This window comes from Halarcobacter mediterraneus, from assembly GCF_004116625.1.
GTDB lineage: Bacteria > Campylobacterota > Campylobacteria > Campylobacterales > Arcobacteraceae > Halarcobacter > Halarcobacter mediterraneus.
This window is the reverse complement of sequence record NZ_NXIE01000002.1, coordinates 321,529-340,712: the sequence shown is the minus strand read 5'-3', so window position 1 is coordinate 340,712 and position 19,184 is coordinate 321,529. Positions and strand designations below refer to the sequence as shown.

Here is a 19,184-nt window from a genome sequence, read left to right as displayed (position 1 = left end):
GTGCTTAAATTACACAAAAGAATTATAAGACAAACTTATCAAAGGAATATTTATTCCTTGATAAATTTGATAATTTCTTCTTCTATTTTATCTTTTTCGATTACTATATTATGGTTGATTTTTGAGTTAAAAAGTGAAGCAATTGAGTGAGGAAGATTAGCATTGTATTTTGAAGAAATTTCTTCTAAAGCTTCTTTGTCTGAATATTTTTTTTCATTTTCATTTAATGCATTTAAAACAGTAGGAGAAAATTTTGTCCATTCAGCTGTTGAATAAATAACTGTTTTTAAATCTTTTTCTTTTAAATTTTCATAAGCTTTTATACAAGTCGCAGTATGTGGGTCCATTAAATAACCATTGTCTAAATAACTTTTAATTGTTTTTGTTCCATATTTATCATCTGAATTAATTGCAGAAAACTCTTCTTGTAAAAGTTTTGTTTCTTCTTCTGTTAATTCAAAAATATTATTTTCATTTAATTCTTCAAATAGCTCTTTTGTTCTTGCCGAACCAAATAAAGAGAACATTATTCTTTCAATATTAGATGATTTCAAAATATCCATTGCTGGTGACTTTGTAAGTATTAATTTCTTTTCTCTAATATCATAAATACCAGTATTTATCCACTCTGTAAGAATATTATTTTCATTAGAAGCAACTAACATCTTTTCAATTGGTAATCCCATTTTTTTTGCATAAAAAGCACCTAAAACATTACCAAAGTTCCCACTTGGAACACTTAAATAGATTTTTTCTGAATAAGTGATTTCATTTTGTTTTATTAATTGAATATATGACCAGAAATGATAGATTATTTGGAAAATAATTCTTCCAAAATTTACTGAGTTTGCGGCACTAAGTTTAATACCATCTTTTTCTAATTCTTCTTTAAAAGAATCTGAAGCTAAAAGATTTTTTAATGCTGTTTGTGCATCATCAAAATTTCCTTTTATTCCGATTATTTTTTGATTATTACCATCTTCACATACCATTTGAAGTCTTTGAACATCAGATGTTCCTCCATCAGGGTACATACAAGCAATTTTTATATTTTCTTTATTTTTAAAAGTATTTAATGCTGCTGGTCCAGTATCTCCTGATGTTGCTGCTAAGATAAGATATTTTTCATTTCTTTGCTTTGCAAGGGATGAAAGTATTGAACCAAATGGTTGTAAAGCCATATCTTTAAAAGCTCTCGTAGGTCCATGATATTGTTCATGGACAAATAAATCATCTTTTACTTTCACTACTGGACAAGGATTGTCTTTATCATCAAAGTTATCATAAAGGTCTAAAGCTTTATGTATTTCTTTATCATCAATATCTATTTCAAAGGCTTTTAAAATGTCATAAGCTAATTGTTTATATGAACAATTTAAATGATTTTCTATGAAGTTTTCTTCAAGTTCAGGTAAATATTTTGGAACATATAAACCTCCAAATGAAGCACTTGGGTTTAAAATTGCGTGAGAAAAACTAACTTCTTTAGGTTTTATGCCGTTATTTCCTCTTGTTTCTATAAAATTCATTATATTTTCCTTATAATTTGTCCTAGTTTTTGATAGAACTTTTATTTTTCATTTAATAATTTTTCCATATCAATACCATTGTTTGGATTATCTTTTCTTAAAAATTGAGTGCCAATTCCATCACTTGTAAAAAGTTCTAATAAAATAGAGTGTTCAACTCTTCCATCAATGATATGTGCTTTATTAACTCCATTATAAATTGCATCTATGCAAGAATCAACTTTTGGTATCATTCCTCCTGCAATAGTTTCGTTTTCTTTATATTTTTCTACATCTTCTTTATCTAAAGAGTTTAGAAGATTTTTTTCTTTGTCAAGTACTCCAATTGTATCTGTTAGGAATAAAACTTTTTGAGCTCCGATTGCTTGAGCAATTTTGCTAGCTGCAACGTCTGCATTTATATTAAATCCTGGATGATTAGGTTTTGCACTATCTGCAATTGGTGCAATAACTGGAATAAATCCTTCTTTTATTAGGTTGTTTATCATTGAACCATTTACTTCTGTTATTACACCTGTGTAACCAAATTTTCCATCATCTTTTGGTTTTGCTTTTATAATAGCTGAGTCTTTACCTGAAATTCCAATTGCTTTAGCTCCATGGTGATTTAATAAAGAAGTGATATTCTTATTAATCTCTCCACTTAGAACCATTTCCACTACTCTCATTGTTTCTTCAGATGTAACTCTATGTCCATCTATAAATTCTGAGTGAATTTGTAATTTTTCTAATAGTTCTGAAATTCTAGCTCCACCACCATGAACAATTACAGGTTTTATTCCTACTAAAGATAATAAAACAATATCTTCTGCAAATTTATCTTTTAGTTCAGGGCTTGTTTGTGCAGAACCACCATATTTTATAACAATAGTTTTTCCATAAAATTTTTTAATATGAGGAATTGCATCAAGGAGTGTTTGAACTTTGTGTTGTTTTTTCTGCATAAAAATTCCTAAGATTATTTTTAAAGGATAATATTTTATCTAAAATAATCTTAAGATTAAAATTTTAATTAACTAATGTTTTATCAAACCTAACTACTTTATTTCTTCCTGAGTTTTTAGCTTCATATAAAGCTAAGTCTGCAAATTTAATACTTTCTTCAAGTTCCAAAGTGTCATTAGGAAAGATAGAAACTCCGATACTCATAGTTTTTTGAATAAAGTTTGTACCACCTGTTGGAATATTTTTTTTAGAAAAATTTGTTCTGATTTTTTGGGCAACATCTATTGCTCCTTGTTCATCACAATTGTAGAGTAAAACTACAAACTCTTCTCCTCCATATCTAACAGCAATATCTGATTCTCTAATATTTTCATTTAAAGTTTGTGAAACTATTTTAATAGCATTATCTCCTACATCATGGCCATAAGTATCATTTACCATTTTAAAGAAATCAATATCTAATAAAAGTACTCCATAAGTAATTCCTGATCTTTTGGTTTGGGAAGTAACTTTTGGTGTAATGTCTTCAAGATATTTTCTATTTTTTAATCCTGTTAAGGCATCAGTCTGGGCATTGTGTTCAAGTATATTCATTAGTTTTTTACTAACTATTACGGTTTTTGCTGCATCTACATAATCTTGAATATAAGGAATCATTTCTCTAACTTTAACTGTTTGTGTAACAGTATCTGTATAGATAGAAATAATTAAGTCTAATTCATTTGATATCGCATAAGGAACACAAAAATAATTCTGTTTATCACAGGCTTTGCATGAAGGGCATATATCTTTAAATTGAGTAGAATCAATAATTGTATTTGTTCTATCTGCTCTACATCCTTCTTCAAATATTTTACAAATAATTTTTGCTTCATTATGAACAAGTTTACATTCATTTGAAATTGTACTTATTTCAAAGAAATTAAATTTTGTAATACCTAGCTTTATTTTTAATACTTCAGCAAGTCTATTATATACATCATCAATCGTTTCATCATATTCTATTGTTTTTCTAAATTTATAGACATCTGATAATCTATCTACAGTATTTTTTACATTAATTAAATGATCTTTATCAGTAATTTTATGATTTTCAGAAAGAAAGATTGAGATTTTAGAATCAATTGCTTCAAGGGTAATCTCAAGTTTTTCAAGTAAGCCATTTATCCAAAGGGCAACATCTTTTGCTTCTTTTCCACTAGGATTTTTTATTCTATAAGAGTAATCCCCTTGTTGAGCTTTATTCATTACTTTTTTAATAGAATCAAATAATGATAAAAATGGAGAAATTAAAAAATTTAATAGAAATATAATTACTATCATTAAGACTAAAGCTATTAACAGTGTATCTGTAATTGTTTTTATTCCTATTTGTTTTGAATCATCTATTGACATTTGTATTGAAATTGCTCCAAGAGTATCTCCTTCTTGGGCATTTGTATGACAACTCATACAGTCTATTTTCCCTTTGCTTGTTGCATTATATGGAATAGTTATTCTATAAGTACTCTGAGAAAAAATATGGTCATTAACAACTTTTTTAGTTTCTCCTGTTTCTAAAACTTGTCTATCAACTTCATCTCTTGCTGTTTCATTGTTTAATCCTTTTCCATACATATCAATTACTTTTTGTCCACGGCTTAACCATATTTTATCAATATTTGGAATATCCTCTAATTGCCCTAAGAAGAGTTCTCTATCATCTATTACTCCACTTACCATTTGAGAAGTTAATGAGTGTTCAACTGTTTTGGCAATTGCTTTTGCTTTGTCATCTATTGATTTAATACCATAACTTCTAAAATTATAGATCATATCTATTGTAATTAGAAAAAAGGTAAATGAAATTATTGAAATCACAAGTAAAATAATTTTATTTTTAGTTTTCATATCTTCTCTCTTCTTCTCTAAAACTTAATTTTTTTAATTATATCTATAATTTAATAAAAAGTATAATAATTATAACAATTAAATTATAATAATAGTTTCTGTATTATACATTTATGAAAAAATATTTAGCATTAAAAGCCAGTGCAGGAAGTGGAAAAACTTTTGCATTAACAGTTCGATATATAACACTATTATTAAAAGGGGCAAACCCTAAAGAAATTTTAACCCTTACTTTTACAAATAAAGCTGCAAATGAAATGAGTGAAAGAATTTATAATACTCTTTTATCATTAGGTGAAGATAAAGCTTATTTATCTGCAATTATTACACAATCAGGTTTCTCAGAAGAAAAAATATTTGAAAAAAAAGATTATTTAATTGATTTATTTAGTAATGCAACTTTATCAATTTTTACGATTGATAAATTTATAAATAAAATTTTAAGAGAATTCAGTGGATATGCAGGAGTTAATGATGACTTTGAAATAAAAGAAGATGATATTGAAAAAATTAGTAGTAAGTTTTTGAAGTCTTTAGATTTAGAAAACTTTGATAAACTAATTGATTTTTCTCTTTTTGAGAATAAAAAATATAATTCACTTTTTGAAATTTTTAAGAATATTTTTGAAAAGGGTGAAGATATTGAAACCGTTAATATAGATTTATCTTTAATTGAACTTCAAAAAAAAGAGGCTTTAGATGAAGCTTTAAAAATAAAAGAGTTTATTCTCTCTTGTGAAGTAGCTTCAAATAGTGCTAAAAAAGCTGTAGATTATGAAAATTTTGAGGAGCTTATATCTAAAAAATGGCTTGAAAAGGAAAGTGCGCAAGATTATTCATATTTTAAAAAATGTTCAAATGACTTATTAGAAAAATATTTCCAAAAAACAAAAGAAGAAGTGGGAAATTATTATAAGTTAAGATCTGCTTTCTCTCTTAGTAGATTGTTTGAATTATATAAGCTTTTTAAAGCTTATAAAAGAAGATATAATAGTAGTAAAAACTATTTACATTTTGATGATATTTCTAATATTTGCTATGAGTTATTAAGTTCCAAAATTGATAAAGAGTTCTTATATTTTAGATTAGATTCTAATTTCTCTCATATCTTAATTGATGAGTTTCAAGATACTTCTTTGCTTCAGTATAAAATATTAAAACCTTTAATTGAAGAGATTCTTTCTAGTACTGATTTTAAAACATTTTTTTATGTTGGTGATACAAAGCAATCAATATATAGATTTAGGGGAGGGAAGAGAGAGCTTTTTGATTATGTATTAAAAACAAATGATATGATTAATGTAGAAGTTTTAAATACTAATTATAGATCTTGTGAAGAAGTTGTAAACTTTGTAAATAAATCTTTCAACTCTTTACCTTTTTATGAGTATTATGATCAATTAGCAATACATCAAGATGGTTATGTTGAAGTATATGAAGATGAAGCATTATTAGATGATGATAAGTTTGTAAATTTAGCAAAAAAGATATCAGAACTTATGCAAAAAGGTGTAAATAGTAACGATATAGCTATTTTAACGTATACAAATGATGATGTATTAAATATTTATTCATACTTAAAAAGGATGTTTCCTTCTTTGAAAATTAGTACAGAAATGACTTCTAAATTAATTAATCAAGAAAATGTAAAAGCTGTTATAAATGCAATAAAGTATTTATACTTTAAAGAAGATATTTATAAAGAAAATTTGAATGCTATAATAGGAAAAGAGCCTAAAAGTTCTTTTGAGTATGAAACGGATTTAAAATATAAAAGTGTACAAGAAGTAATTTTAAAAATTGCAGATTATTTAGAAATTACGGATGACAATATAATTAAGTTTATTGAATTGGCTTCTTCTTATAAAAATATTGTTGATTTTATTTATGAAGTAGATAATTTAGATGCTTCTATAGAAAATTCAGAAAAGATAGGGCTTCAAATTCTAACAATATTTAAGTCAAAAGGTTTAGAGTTTCATACAGTTTTACTACTTGATAGGGTTAAGCAAAAAGTTCCTAATAGAAACTCTCTCTTATTTGAATATGATGATGTTAATTTGAAAAATATTTATTATAAAATAGGTGGTTTAGATAATTATAGTCAAGAGTATAAAGAGGCTTTACAAAAAGAAAAAACTTTAGAATTTGAAGATGAATTAAATATTTTATATGTGGCTTTGACAAGAGCAAGAAAAAATATGATTGTTTTTAAGAAGAAAGAAAAATCTGTCTTTGATTTACTCTCTTTAAAAGAGTTTTCTTCTGGTGAAATAATTGCTAGTGAAAATAAAAGTAAAAATTATGAGAAAACAAAAAAAGTAGTTTATATTCCAAAACAAATTGGTAAACAAGAAAAACCTTTAAATATCCAAGATAATAATGAAACATATACTTTACATGCAAAATATTTTGGAATAGCAACTCATTATTGTTTGGAGATGATGAATGAGTTTGATGAAAACTCTTTACTTTTAGCAATAAATTTAGTGGAAAATAGATTTTCAATCTATCTAAATAAAGAAGATATCCAAAAGATAAAAACTAGAGTGTCTAAGCTAGTTTCTAATGAAGAGTTTATTTCTTTGATTCAAAATGGAACTTTTAGTAAAGAACAATCATTATTTTATAAAGATGAGTTGAAAATAATAGACCTACTTGTAGAAAAAGATGGTAAGTATTATATTTTTGATTATAAAACAACGAAAGATGAGTTACAAGAGCATATAGAACAAGTAAATTTTTATAAAGAAGCCATAAAAAGTATTGTATCTAGTGATGAGGTTTATTCATATATAATTTATTTAAATGAGAATAATATAAAACTAAAAAAAGTTTAAACAAAATATCGAATAGAAGCAAATCCATATGCTTTTGTTTTCGAAATTAACTCGATACTTTCTTTAGATATTATTCCCCCTAAAGCAATAATATCTAAGTCTTCATATGCTCGAACAAGTTCTCTAAGTTCAGCTATTCCTTTTGGTTCACCTTTGTTAGGACTTATAAAAATAGGAGAATATGTAACAGCATTAATATGTTTTTTTTGTGCGTTTTCAATATCTGTAAAGTTATGACATGAAATAATTGTATAAAGGTCTAAGTCTTTAGCTTTTTGAATATCATTAAATTGTTTTGAAGTTAAATGAACACCATGAGCATTTATTTTTTTTGCTAGTTGGTAGTTTTCATTTAGTAAAACTCTTTCTATATTAAACTCTTTACATATATTTACAAAGAGTGTAGCTAATTCTTCATAGTTTAAAGAAGTTTTATCTCTAAAACAAGCCATATTAACTTTTTTTGTTTCTAAAACTTTTCTTAAATTTCTTTCAAAAAGAGTAGGGTCATTTGAATAATATTCGGGGTGAGTAATTAGATAACTAATTAAATCTTCTCTCACTTCTATACCTTTTTTTTAACTAAAAAAGGGGAAGAGTAATTTAACTCTTCCCCTTTTTAATATTTTATAAAATTATTAATTTAAAAGACTATTAATCTAAAAGATTAATGATCTTCATGTTCTAACATGATTGAACCTGCAATATAAACATAAGTTAAAATCATAAAAATAAATGCTTGTAAGAAACCAAAAGCAAATAACATAAAGAAACCAGCTAATGGAACTAGCCAAGGAACTAACATTAATAATACCATTAAGAACATATCATCACCTCTAATAGAACCAAAAAGTCTGAATGATAATGAAATAATTCTTGAAATATGAGAAATAATCTCAATAGGGAACATTAATGGTGCTAAAACTGGCATAGGCCCCATAAAATGTTTAAAGTAATTTACAAAACCATTTTTCTTAATACCTAAATAATTATAGTAAATAAAAACAATAAGTGCTAAAGATAAAGTAAAGTTAATATTAGCAGTTGGTGATTCAAATCCTGGAATAATACCAGTCATATTACTTAAAAAAATCACTAAACCTAAAGAACCAATTAATGGTAAATATCTTCTAGAATTCTCTTCTCCCATTGTGTCTGCACCCATTGAAACAACACCTTGGATATATGCTTCTAAAATATTTTGTGTACCTGTTGGAACTAATTGCATTTTTCTAGTAGCAGTTCTTGCAAGTAGAAAAACAACTCCCACAACTAAAATAAAGTGAGATAAGATAATCCATTCTTGTCCGTGACCACCTATAGTACCTAAGAATGTAAACAGTCTTCCTTCCATTTTCTTCCTTTTTTTCATTGATGACTAAAATATAAAGCAGATTATATATAGTCTTTACTAAAATCTTAATAAATGTGATATTTTTAAATTAAATTTGTTTAAATCTGTAACCATTTTGTTTCAATTTTTCCCCAATCTCTTTTTGGTGTTCTTCACCTTTTGTTTCTAAAGAGATTGTTATTTGGGCTTCTCCGAACTCTAGTTTAACTGAATCTCTATCATAATCTATTTGTACAATATTTGCAGAACACTCTTTAAAGATTTCTGTTAGATGAGTTAAAGAACCAGGTTTATCTATTAGTTTTATAATTAAATTCATTTTTCTATAAGATTTAACTAAACCTTTTTCAATAATTTGAGAAATCATAGTAACGTCAATGTTTCCACCAGAAACTAAAGCACAAACCTTTGAATCTTCTATATCAACTTTTTCATGCATTATAGCTGCTGTTGGTACAGCACCAGCTCCTTCTACTACAAGTTTGTGTTTTTCTAGTAAGAAAAGAATGGCATTTGCTATTTCATTATCACTCACTTCTACAATATCATCAACATAATCAATAATAATATCTAGTAATTTAGGAGTTACATCTCTAACTGCAATTCCATCAGCAATTGTTTTTACAGAAGTAGAATCAATAGGTGTTTGAGATTTATATGATTCTTTCATTCCTCTTGCTCCACTAGCAACAACACCAATTATTTTAATATCAGGATTTATTGTTTTTGCAGCAATTGCAATTCCTGCAATCAAACCACCTCCACCAACTGGTATAATAAGTTGTTTTAAATCAGGAACTTTTTCTAGTACTTCTAATGTAATTGTTCCTTGACCTGCAATAACATCATCATCTGCAAATGGATGAATAAATTCACAGTTTTTTTCTTCCTTATACTTCATTGCTGCAGCATAAGCTTCATCAAAATTTTCACCTGTAAGTACTACATTCGCTCCATGTGATTTTACTCCACTTACTTTTGTTAATGGAGTTGCTTCTGGCATAAAAATTGTTGCTTCACAATTAAACTGTTTTGCTGCATAAGCAAGACCTTGTGCATGGTTTCCAGCACTTGCTGCAACTACTCCTTTGTCTCTTTTTTCTTGAGGAAGTTTTGCAATTCTATTATAAGCTCCTCTTACTTTAAAGCTTCCTGTTAATTGTAAGTTTTCTTTTTTTAAATATATTTCACTATTAAATAATTCACTTAAAATAGGAGCTTTTGTTAAGGGAGTATTTTGTGCTACATCTTTTAAATTTTCTTTTGCTTCTTTTATATTATCTAAGGTAATCATGGCACTTCTTTATATTAATTTTTGAAATGATATCTAAAAAGAGTTTTCAGAATGATAAATGAAAACTCTTTTTTAGTATATAAATTATTTTATTTAAGTTCTTCTCTTACTTGATTTACCGCTTCTACCATATTTTTTAAACTAGGTTTAACTTCTTCCCATTTTCTTGTTTTTAAACCACAATCAGGATTAATCCATAATTGTTCTTTTGGTAAAACTTCAAGTAAAAGTTTAATTTGTGTTACAAGTTCTTCTACGCTTGGAATTCTTGGACTATGAATATCATAAATTCCAGGACCTACTTCTTGTTTATATCCTACTTCTTTAAAGATTTTAAGTAATTCATTTCCACTTCTTGCTGTTTCAATAGAGATAACATCTGCATCCATTGCTTCTATTGTTTTAATGATATCATTAAATTCACTATAACACATGTGTGTATGAATTTGTGTTTCAGGTTTTGCGCTACTTACTGCAATTTTAAAGTCTCTTACTGCCCAATCTTCATAAGTTTTAATATTTTCTTCTCTTAGTGGATATCCCTCTTTAAAAGCAGCTTCATCAACTTGAATGATTTTAATTCCTGCATTTTGTAAGTCATCTATTTCATCACTTAAGGCAACTGCTATTTGTTTTGATACTTCATCTCTTGGTTTGTCATCTCTTACAAATGACCAGTTAAGAATAGTAACAGGACCAGTTAGCATTCCTTTCATTATTTTATCTGTTTTACTTTGTGCATATGTAATCCAATCAACTGTCATAGCCTTTGGTCTACTGATATCTCCAAAAATAAATGGTGGTTTTACACATCTACTTCCATATGATTGAACCCATCCATTTTGAGAAAAGCCATAACCTTTAAGTTGTTCTCCAAAATATTCAACCATATCATTTCTTTCTGGCTCTCCATGAACTAATACTTCAATTCCACACTCTTCTTGGAAAGCAATACAATAATCAATATATGTTTTCATGTCTTTTTCATATGTTTCATATGAAATTTCACCTTTTTTAAAATCTCTTCTTGATTTTCTAACTTCAGGAGTTTGTGGAAAAGAACCAATTGTAGTAGTTGCCAAATCTTCATATTTAAGAAGTTCTCTTTGAATTTTAATTCTATCTTCAAATTTTTCATCTCTTGATAGTTTTTTAAAATCTTGAACTCTTTGTTTTACTGTTTCATCATGGATTAATGTTGATGATTTTCTATTTTCATTTGCTTGAATATTCTTTTCAAAATCTTTATTTTCTATTTCATTTAAATTCTCTTTTCCATGGAAAAATAGTTTTGAAATCAAATGAATTTCATCTAGTTTCTCTTCTGCATAACTTAACCAAGTTTTTATTTGTTCATCCATTTTTGTTTCATATCTTAAAGTAAATGGAGTATGAAGAAGTGAACAAGAAGAAGAAACTAAGATATTTTCTTTTTCAACTTTTTTTGAAATTTCTTCTAAAATATTGATACTTTTTTCTATATCATTTTTCCAAATATTTCTTCCATCTACTAATCCCACGATTAATTTTTTATTACTTTCTGCTATTGCTTCTAAGCTTTCTAAGTTTTTCTTCCCATATAAAAAGTCTAAAGCTAAACCAAAAATTGGAGTGTTTACTAAAATTTTTGTTGCTTCAATAGAGTGTTCAAAATAAGTGGCAACTACTATTTTTAATTTAGATGAAACTTTTGCTAATTTATCATAAGTAGGTTTGATTAGACTTAATACTTTTTGTTCGTTATCTTTTACAAAAATAGGCTCATCTATTTGAACAATAATCTCTTCATCAAGTTTAGAAATTTCTTTTAATAACTCTTCATAAATAGGAAGAATCTTAGAATGAAGTTCATAAGTATCTCCTCTATCAACTCTTTTTGATAATCCTAAAAATGTTATTGGACCAATAAGATTGATTTTAGTTTTTATTCCATTTTCTTTTGCTTCTTTAAATTCATTAATAATTTTTGTAGCATTTAATTTATACTCATCTTCTAGCGATAATTCAGGAACTATATAGTGGTAGTTTGTATTAAACCATTTTGTCATTTCCATAGCAACACTATTTTTGTTTCCCCTTGCCATAGAAAAATATAATTCTTCATTTTCTAAGTTTTTAAATCTTTTTGGAATTGCATTTAACATAATGCAAGTATCTAGTACATTATCATAATAAGAAAAGTCATTTGATGAAATATATTCTATTCCTGCATCTTTTTGGTACTTCCAATGTTTTAGTCTTAATTGTTTTGAGACGTTCTCAACTTCTTTAAATGAACAATTTTTTGACCAGTATTGTTCTAATACTTTTTTTAATTCTCTTTGTTCTCCAATTCTTGGAAAACCTATTACATATGATTTTGACATTATTTATCCTTCAAAATATATAGTTCTTATATATGAACTATTTGATAATTAATTATTTACAAATTAATTAAAAAAAATTTGTAAAACCTAAAATTTTGGTACTGATTAATATTTTTTTATTTTAAAGAATAATTAGTGGAGGATGAACGCCTGTTCTTCTAAATGCAAAAAATTTGCAATAGTAAGGGCATCTTGGTATAAATTTGAAGAGTGCAACAGCAAGTCTAGTTTTACTTTTAAAAAAGCAGTCACAATGACAAGGCTTATTAACAGCTGATACTAGACATAAAGTTAAATTATCTAAAGGAGGGTCATTTTCTTCAAATTCATCTTCTTGATTTGATGATTTGTTAGTAAAAGCGTATTTTGAAACAATGACAAGTCTTTGCAATTTGTTTTCAACAGCATAAGCTAGAATACTAGCAAATGTAAAGTATTTTTTTCCAAAACCTTTTGGTGCTTTCATCATTTACCCTCCTTTCATTTTAATTTATTATTTGGAAACTTAGCAAATATGAACTTAAATAAAAATAGGATAACATGATAAAAAAGTTTAAGGCTGGCTTTGAAATTTATTTTTGTAACTTTATTTCCCAATTTAATAGAACCATATTTTTATGATTCAATATTAAAAAGGGCAGTTGAATCAAATTTTATAACTTATGAATTTTTTAATCCAAGAGATTTTACTAAAAACAAGCACAAAAAAGTAGATAAACAAATGATAGGTGGTGGAGCAGGAATGTTAATGACTACTCAACCACTTTTTGATTGTTTAGATGAAATAAAAAGAAAGAATCCTGATGCATATATCATATTTCCTTTAGCTGCTGCAAAACCTTTTAAACAAAATGATGCAAAAAGATTAGCAAAGAAACAAAATATAGTTTTTGTTTCAGGTAGATATGAAGGAATAGATGAAAGGGTTATAGAAAAGTATGCAAATGAAGTATTTTCTATTGGAGAGTTTATTTTAACAGGTGGAGAGTTACCATCTTTAGTAATGGCAGATGCAATTGCTAGAAATGTAGACGGAGTTCTAGGTAATGCTGACTCTTTAGTTGAAGAGAGTTATGAAAATGACCTTTTGGAAGCACCTTCTTTTAGTAAACCAGAAAAATTTGAAAATTTAAGCGTTGTTAAAGAATTCTTAAAGGGAAACCATAGTAAAATTGCCACCTTAAAATATAACTTGGCTATATGCAAGACAAAATACTTTAGACCAAGTTTAGTTACAAATAAAAAAACAAAATAAAAAGTGTGATACCCCGCGTCTTGCAAAGGCGGGCACTTTCACCAAAGGGAAAAAATGAAAAATAGATACATTGCAAGCTTTGAAGCAGCGCAAATTGCAGAAAAAGAAATTCCTCAGTTTAGAGCAGGGGATAACGTTAGACTTGGTGTTGAAATTAAAGAAGGTGAGAAAAAAAGAGTTCAAACTTTCGAAGGTATAGTAATTGCAAGACAAGGTAACGGTGTTGATGCAACTTTTACTGTTAGAAAAATTGGAGCTAACTCTGTTGGAGTTGAAAGAATCTTCCCATTATATTCAGAGTCTTTAAAGTCTTTTGAAGTAACAAGAAGAGGTAGAGTAAGAAGAGCTAAATTACATTACCTTAGAGGTCTTACAGGTAAAGCTGCAAGAATTAAAGAACTTAAAAAGTAATAGAACTAGGGCAAAAGCCTTAGTTTTACTTACATGAATAAAATTTTAATCCACTGTGCACTTCTTTGTGAAGCACAATCTTTTATTAATTTTCTAAAATTAACACAGAATACTTCAATTACAAATATTCCAAACAGTACAAAAATATATGAAAATGATGATATTATTTTAGTTATATCCGGAATTGGAAAAGAGAATACCATTAAGGCTTTAACTTTTGTATTTGAAAACTATAAGATAAAAAAAGCATTTAATATTGGTATCGCTGGTTGCTGTGATGCATCTATTAAGATTGGAACTTTATTTTGTACTAATAAACTACTTCCAAATATAAATTTTGCTTCAATTACTACTGTTGATAAACCATTAGATAGTGATGAAGATTTAGAAACAATATTAGTTGATATGGAAGCTAAATATTTTATAGAATTTTCAAAAAAATATTGTAGTGATATTTATGTTTTTAAAGTTGTTTCTGATTATTTAGATACACAAATCCCAAAAAAATCTTTTGTAATAGAACTTATACAAAATGTATACCCTAAAATAAAGAATTACCTATGAGTTATGTTGAAAAATTTAAAACAAATATTGAGAAAACAAATTATAATAATTTAGATGAAGAGAATAAACAGTTTATAGAAAACATTTCTTTAAAATATGAATTTTCATTCCAAGAATTAAAGCAACTTATCGATTTTGCAATTGATTTTAAAATGTGGCATGAAAAAGAGTTAAAAGATATTTTTAAAGAGGAATATTCAAATAGAAAACAGTGTTTTAATGATATAAGAAATAAATGGATTGAGTTAAAAAATAAACCAAATTCTTATAATAACTTTTCAAAAGATTTATATAAAGATGATGTAAGAAGATTTAAATTCACTCAATATGAAGCTCCTAAGGCAGCTTTAGGTTCATGTCCTGTTGCAAGTCCAAATACTAGATGTTGTAATTTAATGACTCTTGATGCAGTTCAATCTTGTGGCTTTGATTGTTCTTACTGTTCTATTCAATCTTTTTATAATCAAGATAAAATAGGCTTTGATGTAAATTTTAAAGAAAACCTAAAAAATTTAAAACTAGACCCTAATAAAACTTATCATATAGGAACTGGACAAAGCTCTGATTCTTTGATGTGGGGGAATAAGGAGGGAGTTTTAGATGCACTTTTTGATTTTGCAAGAAGAAATGAGAATGTTATTTTAGAGTTTAAAACAAAGTCAAACAATATAAAGTATTTTTTAGAAAATGATGTTCCCAAAAATATAATTTGTACTTGGTCTTTAAATACACCTACAATAATTGATAATGAAGAACATCTTGCTGCAAGTTTAGAAAAAAGAATAGAAGCAGCAAAAAAAGTAAGTCAAAAAGGTGTTTTAGTAGGCTTTCACTTCCATCCAATTGTTCATTATGAAAATTATTTAGAAGAGTATGAAGAAGTTTATAAGACTCTTATATCAAATTTTGAACCAAATAAAGTTGCATTAGTAAGTATGGGAACGCTTACTTTTATAAAACCCGTAATTCAAAAAATTAGGAATAGAAATTTTAAATCAAAGATTTTACAAATGCCTATGGTAGATGCTAATGGAAAACAGTCTTATCCTCTTGAAATAAAAAGAGAAATGTTTTCCCATGCTTATAATACTTTTAAACCTTGGCATGATAAAGTATATTTTTATCTTTGTATGGAAGACCACTCTTTATGGAAAGATGTTTTTGGGTATGAATATGCTACAAATGATGAAATGGAAAATGAGATGAAAACATCTTATTTTGATAAGATAACTGCAATTAAATAAGGGAAGAGAGTCTATTCTTCCCCTGAAATAATATCTCCTTGATAAGTCATAATTCCATAATCAAGATTTATTACATTTTTATAGTTTGAATTTAACATAACTTTTTGGCAGTATGCACTTCTACTTCCACTATGACAGTAAACAATAATAGGTATATCTTTTTTATCTTCAATTTGTTCTAAAGCTTGATAAAAAGATGTTGTTGGTACTAAGTAATCAGTTCCTTTTATTCTTGAGCCTACCCATTCCATCCATTCTCTTGTGTCAACTAATAGAAAATTTAAATAACCTAATTCTCTTGCTTCAAGTAGGGCTTCTAGTTCTTTTGCATTTACTTGTTCTTTTTCTAATAGTTCTTCACACTGTTTTTTTGTAAGACCTAATGAGTGTTGGTTTTCTTCGTTAACTTTTTCTTGTGTGTTTTGTTTTACATATTCAGGTGTACAAAAGATTGCACAGTGACAATGCCCTAAAGAAGGTATTTCTTTCTCTAGAGCAGGGGTACAGGGACAAAGTCTATTATCTTCTTTTTCTCTTTCTTCTGTTGTTTCGCCTATTACCATAAAACAGGGACAATACCTTTTCCCATAAATCATTTTATTTCTAGTAAGTCCTAATTGAATTGATTCATTTACATCATTTTCTGGGTTATACACAAAATTATAATTTTCACATACTTTATCCGTATATTGTTTTGTTAATTCTAATTGCGTTTGAAACTCATCACTTTCTATATCAATTTTTTTAATCATTATATTTCCTAAATTTTTTTGGAAATTTTACACGTATTTACTTTATAATATCTTATATATATAAGTTATTTTTAGTGTTTTAACCAGAAATAGTTGTATTATAAGTAGAAGTTATTAATAATTTGATTTTCAAATAAAAAAATATCAAATATTACATTTGTAATACTATTATAATATTATATATTGATAAGATTTCACATATTTGAAATATAAAGGTGAGAAAATGAAATCTTTAAGTATAAACAAAAAATTAATAATTTTGATTGTGGGAAGTTTAGTATTTTTATCTTTTACGATTGTAGCTTTTAGCTTTAAAGAGAGTGTAAAAAATACAGAAAAAGACAAACTTGAACAATTAAAATCAATAACTTCAGGTAAAAAGCAACATATTTTTGATTATTTTAAAAGTATTGAAGGCTTGATTGTTTCTTCTGCAAATTCATCTTCTACTATTGAAGCTTTAGATTATATGTCTAAATATTTTTATTCTTTAGTTGATGAATCAGAGAATTTAGATATAGAAGCTATGAAAAGTGAGTTAAAAGAACACTATGATAATTATTATGTAAATAATATAAATTTTAATATTTCTGAAGTTGAATCAAAAAAAGCAACAGAAAAATATCTACCTAAAAATTTAAATGCTTTACTTGCTCAATATATTTATATTGTAAAAAATAGTTCTAAAATCGGTGAAAAAAATAAGATGATAGACTCTACATCATTTCTTACCCGTTATACAGATATTCATGGAAAGTATCATGATACTTTTAATACAGTTTTAAGAAAGTTTTCTTTATATGATATTTTTCTTGTTGATATGCAAGGTTCAATTATTTATAGCACCTTTAAAGAAAAAGATTTTGCAACAAACTTAAAAAATGGACCATATTCAAAAAGTGGAATTGCTAAGGTAAATGAAAAAGCATATAGACTTAATTTAGGAGAAGTTGCCTTTTCTGATTTTAAATATTATGAACCAAGTTATAATGCTCCTGCTTCATTTATTGCAACACCTGTATTTAAAGATGAAAAAAGAATAGGAAATATAATTATGCAGTTTCCTATAGATATTATTGATGGAATTATGAATTTTGGTGGAAATTTTGAAGATGCTGGTTTAGGTGAAACGGGAGTAACTTTCTTAGTTGGAAGTGATTATAAAATGAGAAATAATCATAGGTTTACAAAGGATATCCAAGAAGAAGCAGTAAAAAATTTAGGAACAACAATATTAACTTATAAGATTGACAATTCTTCTGTGAAGAAAGCTTTAAATAAAGAAGAAGGAAGACAAATTATAGTAGATAAAGATGGTCAAAAAGTTTTAAGTGCCTATTCTAGTTTGAATATTTTTGGTAATACTTGGGCAATAGTTTCTCAAATAAAAGAGAGTGAAGCTTTAAGAAATATATACTCTTTAAATCTTTTGTTAGTAGGTATTTCATCAGGTTTATTACTTATAATTGTATTCTTTTCTTTATGGTTACTTAGAACTTCTATTATAAAACCTTTAAATGTTTTTCAAAATGGTTTATTAGCTTTCTTCTCTTATTTAAACAATGAAACGCAAGATATTAATAAATTAGATGATTCTAAAAAAGATGAAATAGGAAAAATGTCAAAAGTTGTTAATGAAAATATTGAAAGGGTAAAAGAGAACCTAGAAGAGGATAAGAGTTTAATAAATGAGACAGTAAAGGTTTTATCAGATTTTGAAAGTGGAGATTTAAGCAAAAGAATAACAGTCAATTCTTCTAATCCTACTTTAAATGAACTAAAAAATGTACTTAATAATATGGCTGATAATCTTGAAAAAAACATTGACAATATTTTAAAAGTTTTAAATGAATATACCTATTATAATTATTTAAATAAAGTTGATAATCAAGGATTAAAAGAGCATTTGTTTAAATTAGCAAATGGTGTAAATATTTTAGGGGATTCTGTTACTGAAATGTTAATTGAAAATAAGACAAATGGTCTAAAATTAAATAAAAGTTCAAATACTTTACTTAAAAGTGTAAGTACCTTATCAAATAATGTAAATGAAGCAGCAGTTTCAATAGAAGAAACATCAGCATCAATAGAAGAGATAAATAGCAATATCATTTCAAGTAATGAAAATGTGCAAAAAATGGCATCTTATGCCCATGAAGTTACAAACTCAGTAGAGCATGGAGGAGAATTGGCTAATAAAACAACTTTGGCAATGGATGAGATTAATACTCAAGTAAGTGCTATAAATGAAGCAATAACAGTAATAGATCAAATAGCATTCCAAACAAATATTTTATCATTAAATGCAGCAGTAGAAGCAGCAACAGCTGGAGAAGCAGGACAAGGTTTTGCAGTTGTTGCACAAGAAGTTAGAAACTTAGCGTCAAGATCAGCAGAAGCTGCAAAAGAGATTAAGTCTTTAGTTGAAACTGCAAATGTAAAAGCAAATGAAGGAAAAACAATAGCTGATTCAATGATTGAAGGGTATTCAGGACTAAAAGATAATATTTCACATACCATAGAATTAATAGAATCAGTTTCAATTTCTTCAAAAGAACAACAACAAGGAGTTTCTCAAATAACAGAAACTATTGCAAAACTTGATAAACAGACTCAAGAAAATGCCTTTGTTGCACAAAATACAAATGAAATAGCACAAGAAACAGATACTATTTCAAAACAAATTGTAGATGATGCAAATAAAAAAGAGTTTGCAGGAAAAGATATAGTAGGAGTTTAA

Annotated in this window: 15 protein-coding genes; 6 read left to right on the top strand and 9 right to left on the bottom strand. The window is 26.8% G+C overall.

The genetic code is table 11. The annotated features are described in order from the left end of the window. Positions 1-50 precede the first annotated feature (50 nt). The 3 genes from thrC to CP965_RS05810 form a co-directional block, all read right to left on the bottom strand. Positions 51-1,529: a threonine synthase gene (gene thrC / locus CP965_RS05820; RefSeq protein WP_129061139.1), complete on the bottom strand. Its 1,479-nt coding sequence runs from the start codon at positions 1,527-1,529 to the stop codon at positions 51-53. Positions 1,530-1,570: 41 nt separating this feature from the next. Then, complete coding sequence (argB, locus tag CP965_RS05815) at positions 1,571-2,473, bottom strand: acetylglutamate kinase (protein ID WP_129061138.1); 903 nt, start codon at positions 2,471-2,473, stop codon at positions 1,571-1,573. 64 nt (positions 2,474-2,537) lie between these two features. After that, complete coding sequence (locus tag CP965_RS05810; protein WP_129061137.1) at positions 2,538-4,364, bottom strand: GGDEF domain-containing protein; 1,827 nt, start codon at positions 4,362-4,364, stop codon at positions 2,538-2,540. 113 nt (positions 4,365-4,477) lie between these two features. Between CP965_RS05810 and CP965_RS05805 the strand changes: the two genes are divergently transcribed. Further along, complete coding sequence (locus tag CP965_RS05805; RefSeq protein WP_129061136.1) at positions 4,478-7,204, top strand: RecB-like helicase; 2,727 nt, start codon at positions 4,478-4,480, stop codon at positions 7,202-7,204. Here the strand turns inward: CP965_RS05805 and CP965_RS05800 are convergent. The 5 genes from CP965_RS05800 to CP965_RS05780 all read right to left on the bottom strand — a co-directional run bounded on the left by CP965_RS05800 (position 7,201) and on the right by CP965_RS05780 (position 12,687). Next, on the bottom strand, positions 7,201-7,767 hold the full coding sequence (locus CP965_RS05800; protein ID WP_129061135.1) for a thiamine phosphate synthase: 567 nt from the start codon (positions 7,765-7,767) through the stop codon (positions 7,201-7,203). The genes CP965_RS05805 and CP965_RS05800 overlap by 4 nt on opposite strands. A gap of 104 nt (positions 7,768-7,871) precedes the next feature. Continuing rightward, positions 7,872-8,558 (bottom strand): F0F1 ATP synthase subunit A, encoded by a 687-nt coding sequence (locus CP965_RS05795; RefSeq protein WP_129061134.1) that lies wholly within the window; start codon positions 8,556-8,558, stop codon positions 7,872-7,874. A gap of 88 nt (positions 8,559-8,646) precedes the next feature. Continuing rightward, entirely contained in the window at positions 8,647-9,852 is a 1,206-nt protein-coding gene (gene ilvA / locus CP965_RS05790) for a threonine ammonia-lyase (protein WP_129061133.1), read from the bottom strand. 89 nt (positions 9,853-9,941) lie between these two features. Beyond that, positions 9,942-12,218, bottom strand: coding sequence for a 5-methyltetrahydropteroyltriglutamate--homocysteine S-methyltransferase (metE, locus tag CP965_RS05785; protein ID WP_129061132.1), 2,277 nt, complete (start codon positions 12,216-12,218; stop codon positions 9,942-9,944). A gap of 121 nt (positions 12,219-12,339) precedes the next feature. Continuing rightward, positions 12,340-12,687, bottom strand: coding sequence for a hypothetical protein (locus CP965_RS05780; RefSeq protein WP_228712681.1), 348 nt, complete (start codon positions 12,685-12,687; stop codon positions 12,340-12,342). A 96-nt stretch (positions 12,688-12,783) separates the two neighbouring features. Between CP965_RS05780 and trmD the strand changes: the two genes are divergently transcribed. From trmD to CP965_RS05760, 4 genes are read left to right on the top strand one after another with little or no spacing between them, the layout of a single operon-like run. Beyond that, the gene (trmD, locus tag CP965_RS05775) at positions 12,784-13,473 is read left to right on the top strand and encodes a tRNA (guanosine(37)-N1)-methyltransferase TrmD (RefSeq protein WP_129061131.1); all 690 of its coding nucleotides are present in this window, start codon (positions 12,784-12,786) and stop codon (positions 13,471-13,473) included. Positions 13,474-13,527: 54 nt separating this feature from the next. Beyond that, positions 13,528-13,884 carry a 50S ribosomal protein L19 gene (gene rplS, locus CP965_RS05770; protein ID WP_129061130.1) on the top strand — a complete coding sequence of 119 codons (357 nt, stop codon included), beginning with the start codon at positions 13,528-13,530 and terminating at the stop codon, positions 13,882-13,884. A 33-nt stretch (positions 13,885-13,917) separates the two neighbouring features. Further along, a complete protein-coding gene (locus tag CP965_RS05765; protein WP_129061129.1) occupies positions 13,918-14,448 on the top strand; it encodes a phosphorylase family protein in 531 nt (176 codons plus the stop codon). Beyond that, the gene (locus CP965_RS05760; protein ID WP_129061128.1) at positions 14,445-15,692 is read left to right on the top strand and encodes an SPL family radical SAM protein; all 1,248 of its coding nucleotides are present in this window, start codon (positions 14,445-14,447) and stop codon (positions 15,690-15,692) included. Before CP965_RS05765 ends, CP965_RS05760 begins: the two co-directional genes overlap by 4 nt. An 11-nt stretch (positions 15,693-15,703) precedes the next feature. Here the strand turns inward: CP965_RS05760 and CP965_RS05755 are convergent, their stop codons facing one another. Continuing rightward, the gene (locus CP965_RS05755; RefSeq protein ID WP_129061127.1) at positions 15,704-16,444 is read right to left on the bottom strand and encodes a ferredoxin-thioredoxin reductase catalytic domain-containing protein; all 741 of its coding nucleotides are present in this window, start codon (positions 16,442-16,444) and stop codon (positions 15,704-15,706) included. 223 nt (positions 16,445-16,667) lie between these two features. On the opposite strand from CP965_RS05755, the gene CP965_RS05750 reads away from it, so the two are divergent. Then, on the top strand, positions 16,668-19,184 hold the full coding sequence (locus CP965_RS05750) for a methyl-accepting chemotaxis protein (RefSeq protein ID WP_228712680.1): 2,517 nt from the start codon (positions 16,668-16,670) through the stop codon (positions 19,182-19,184).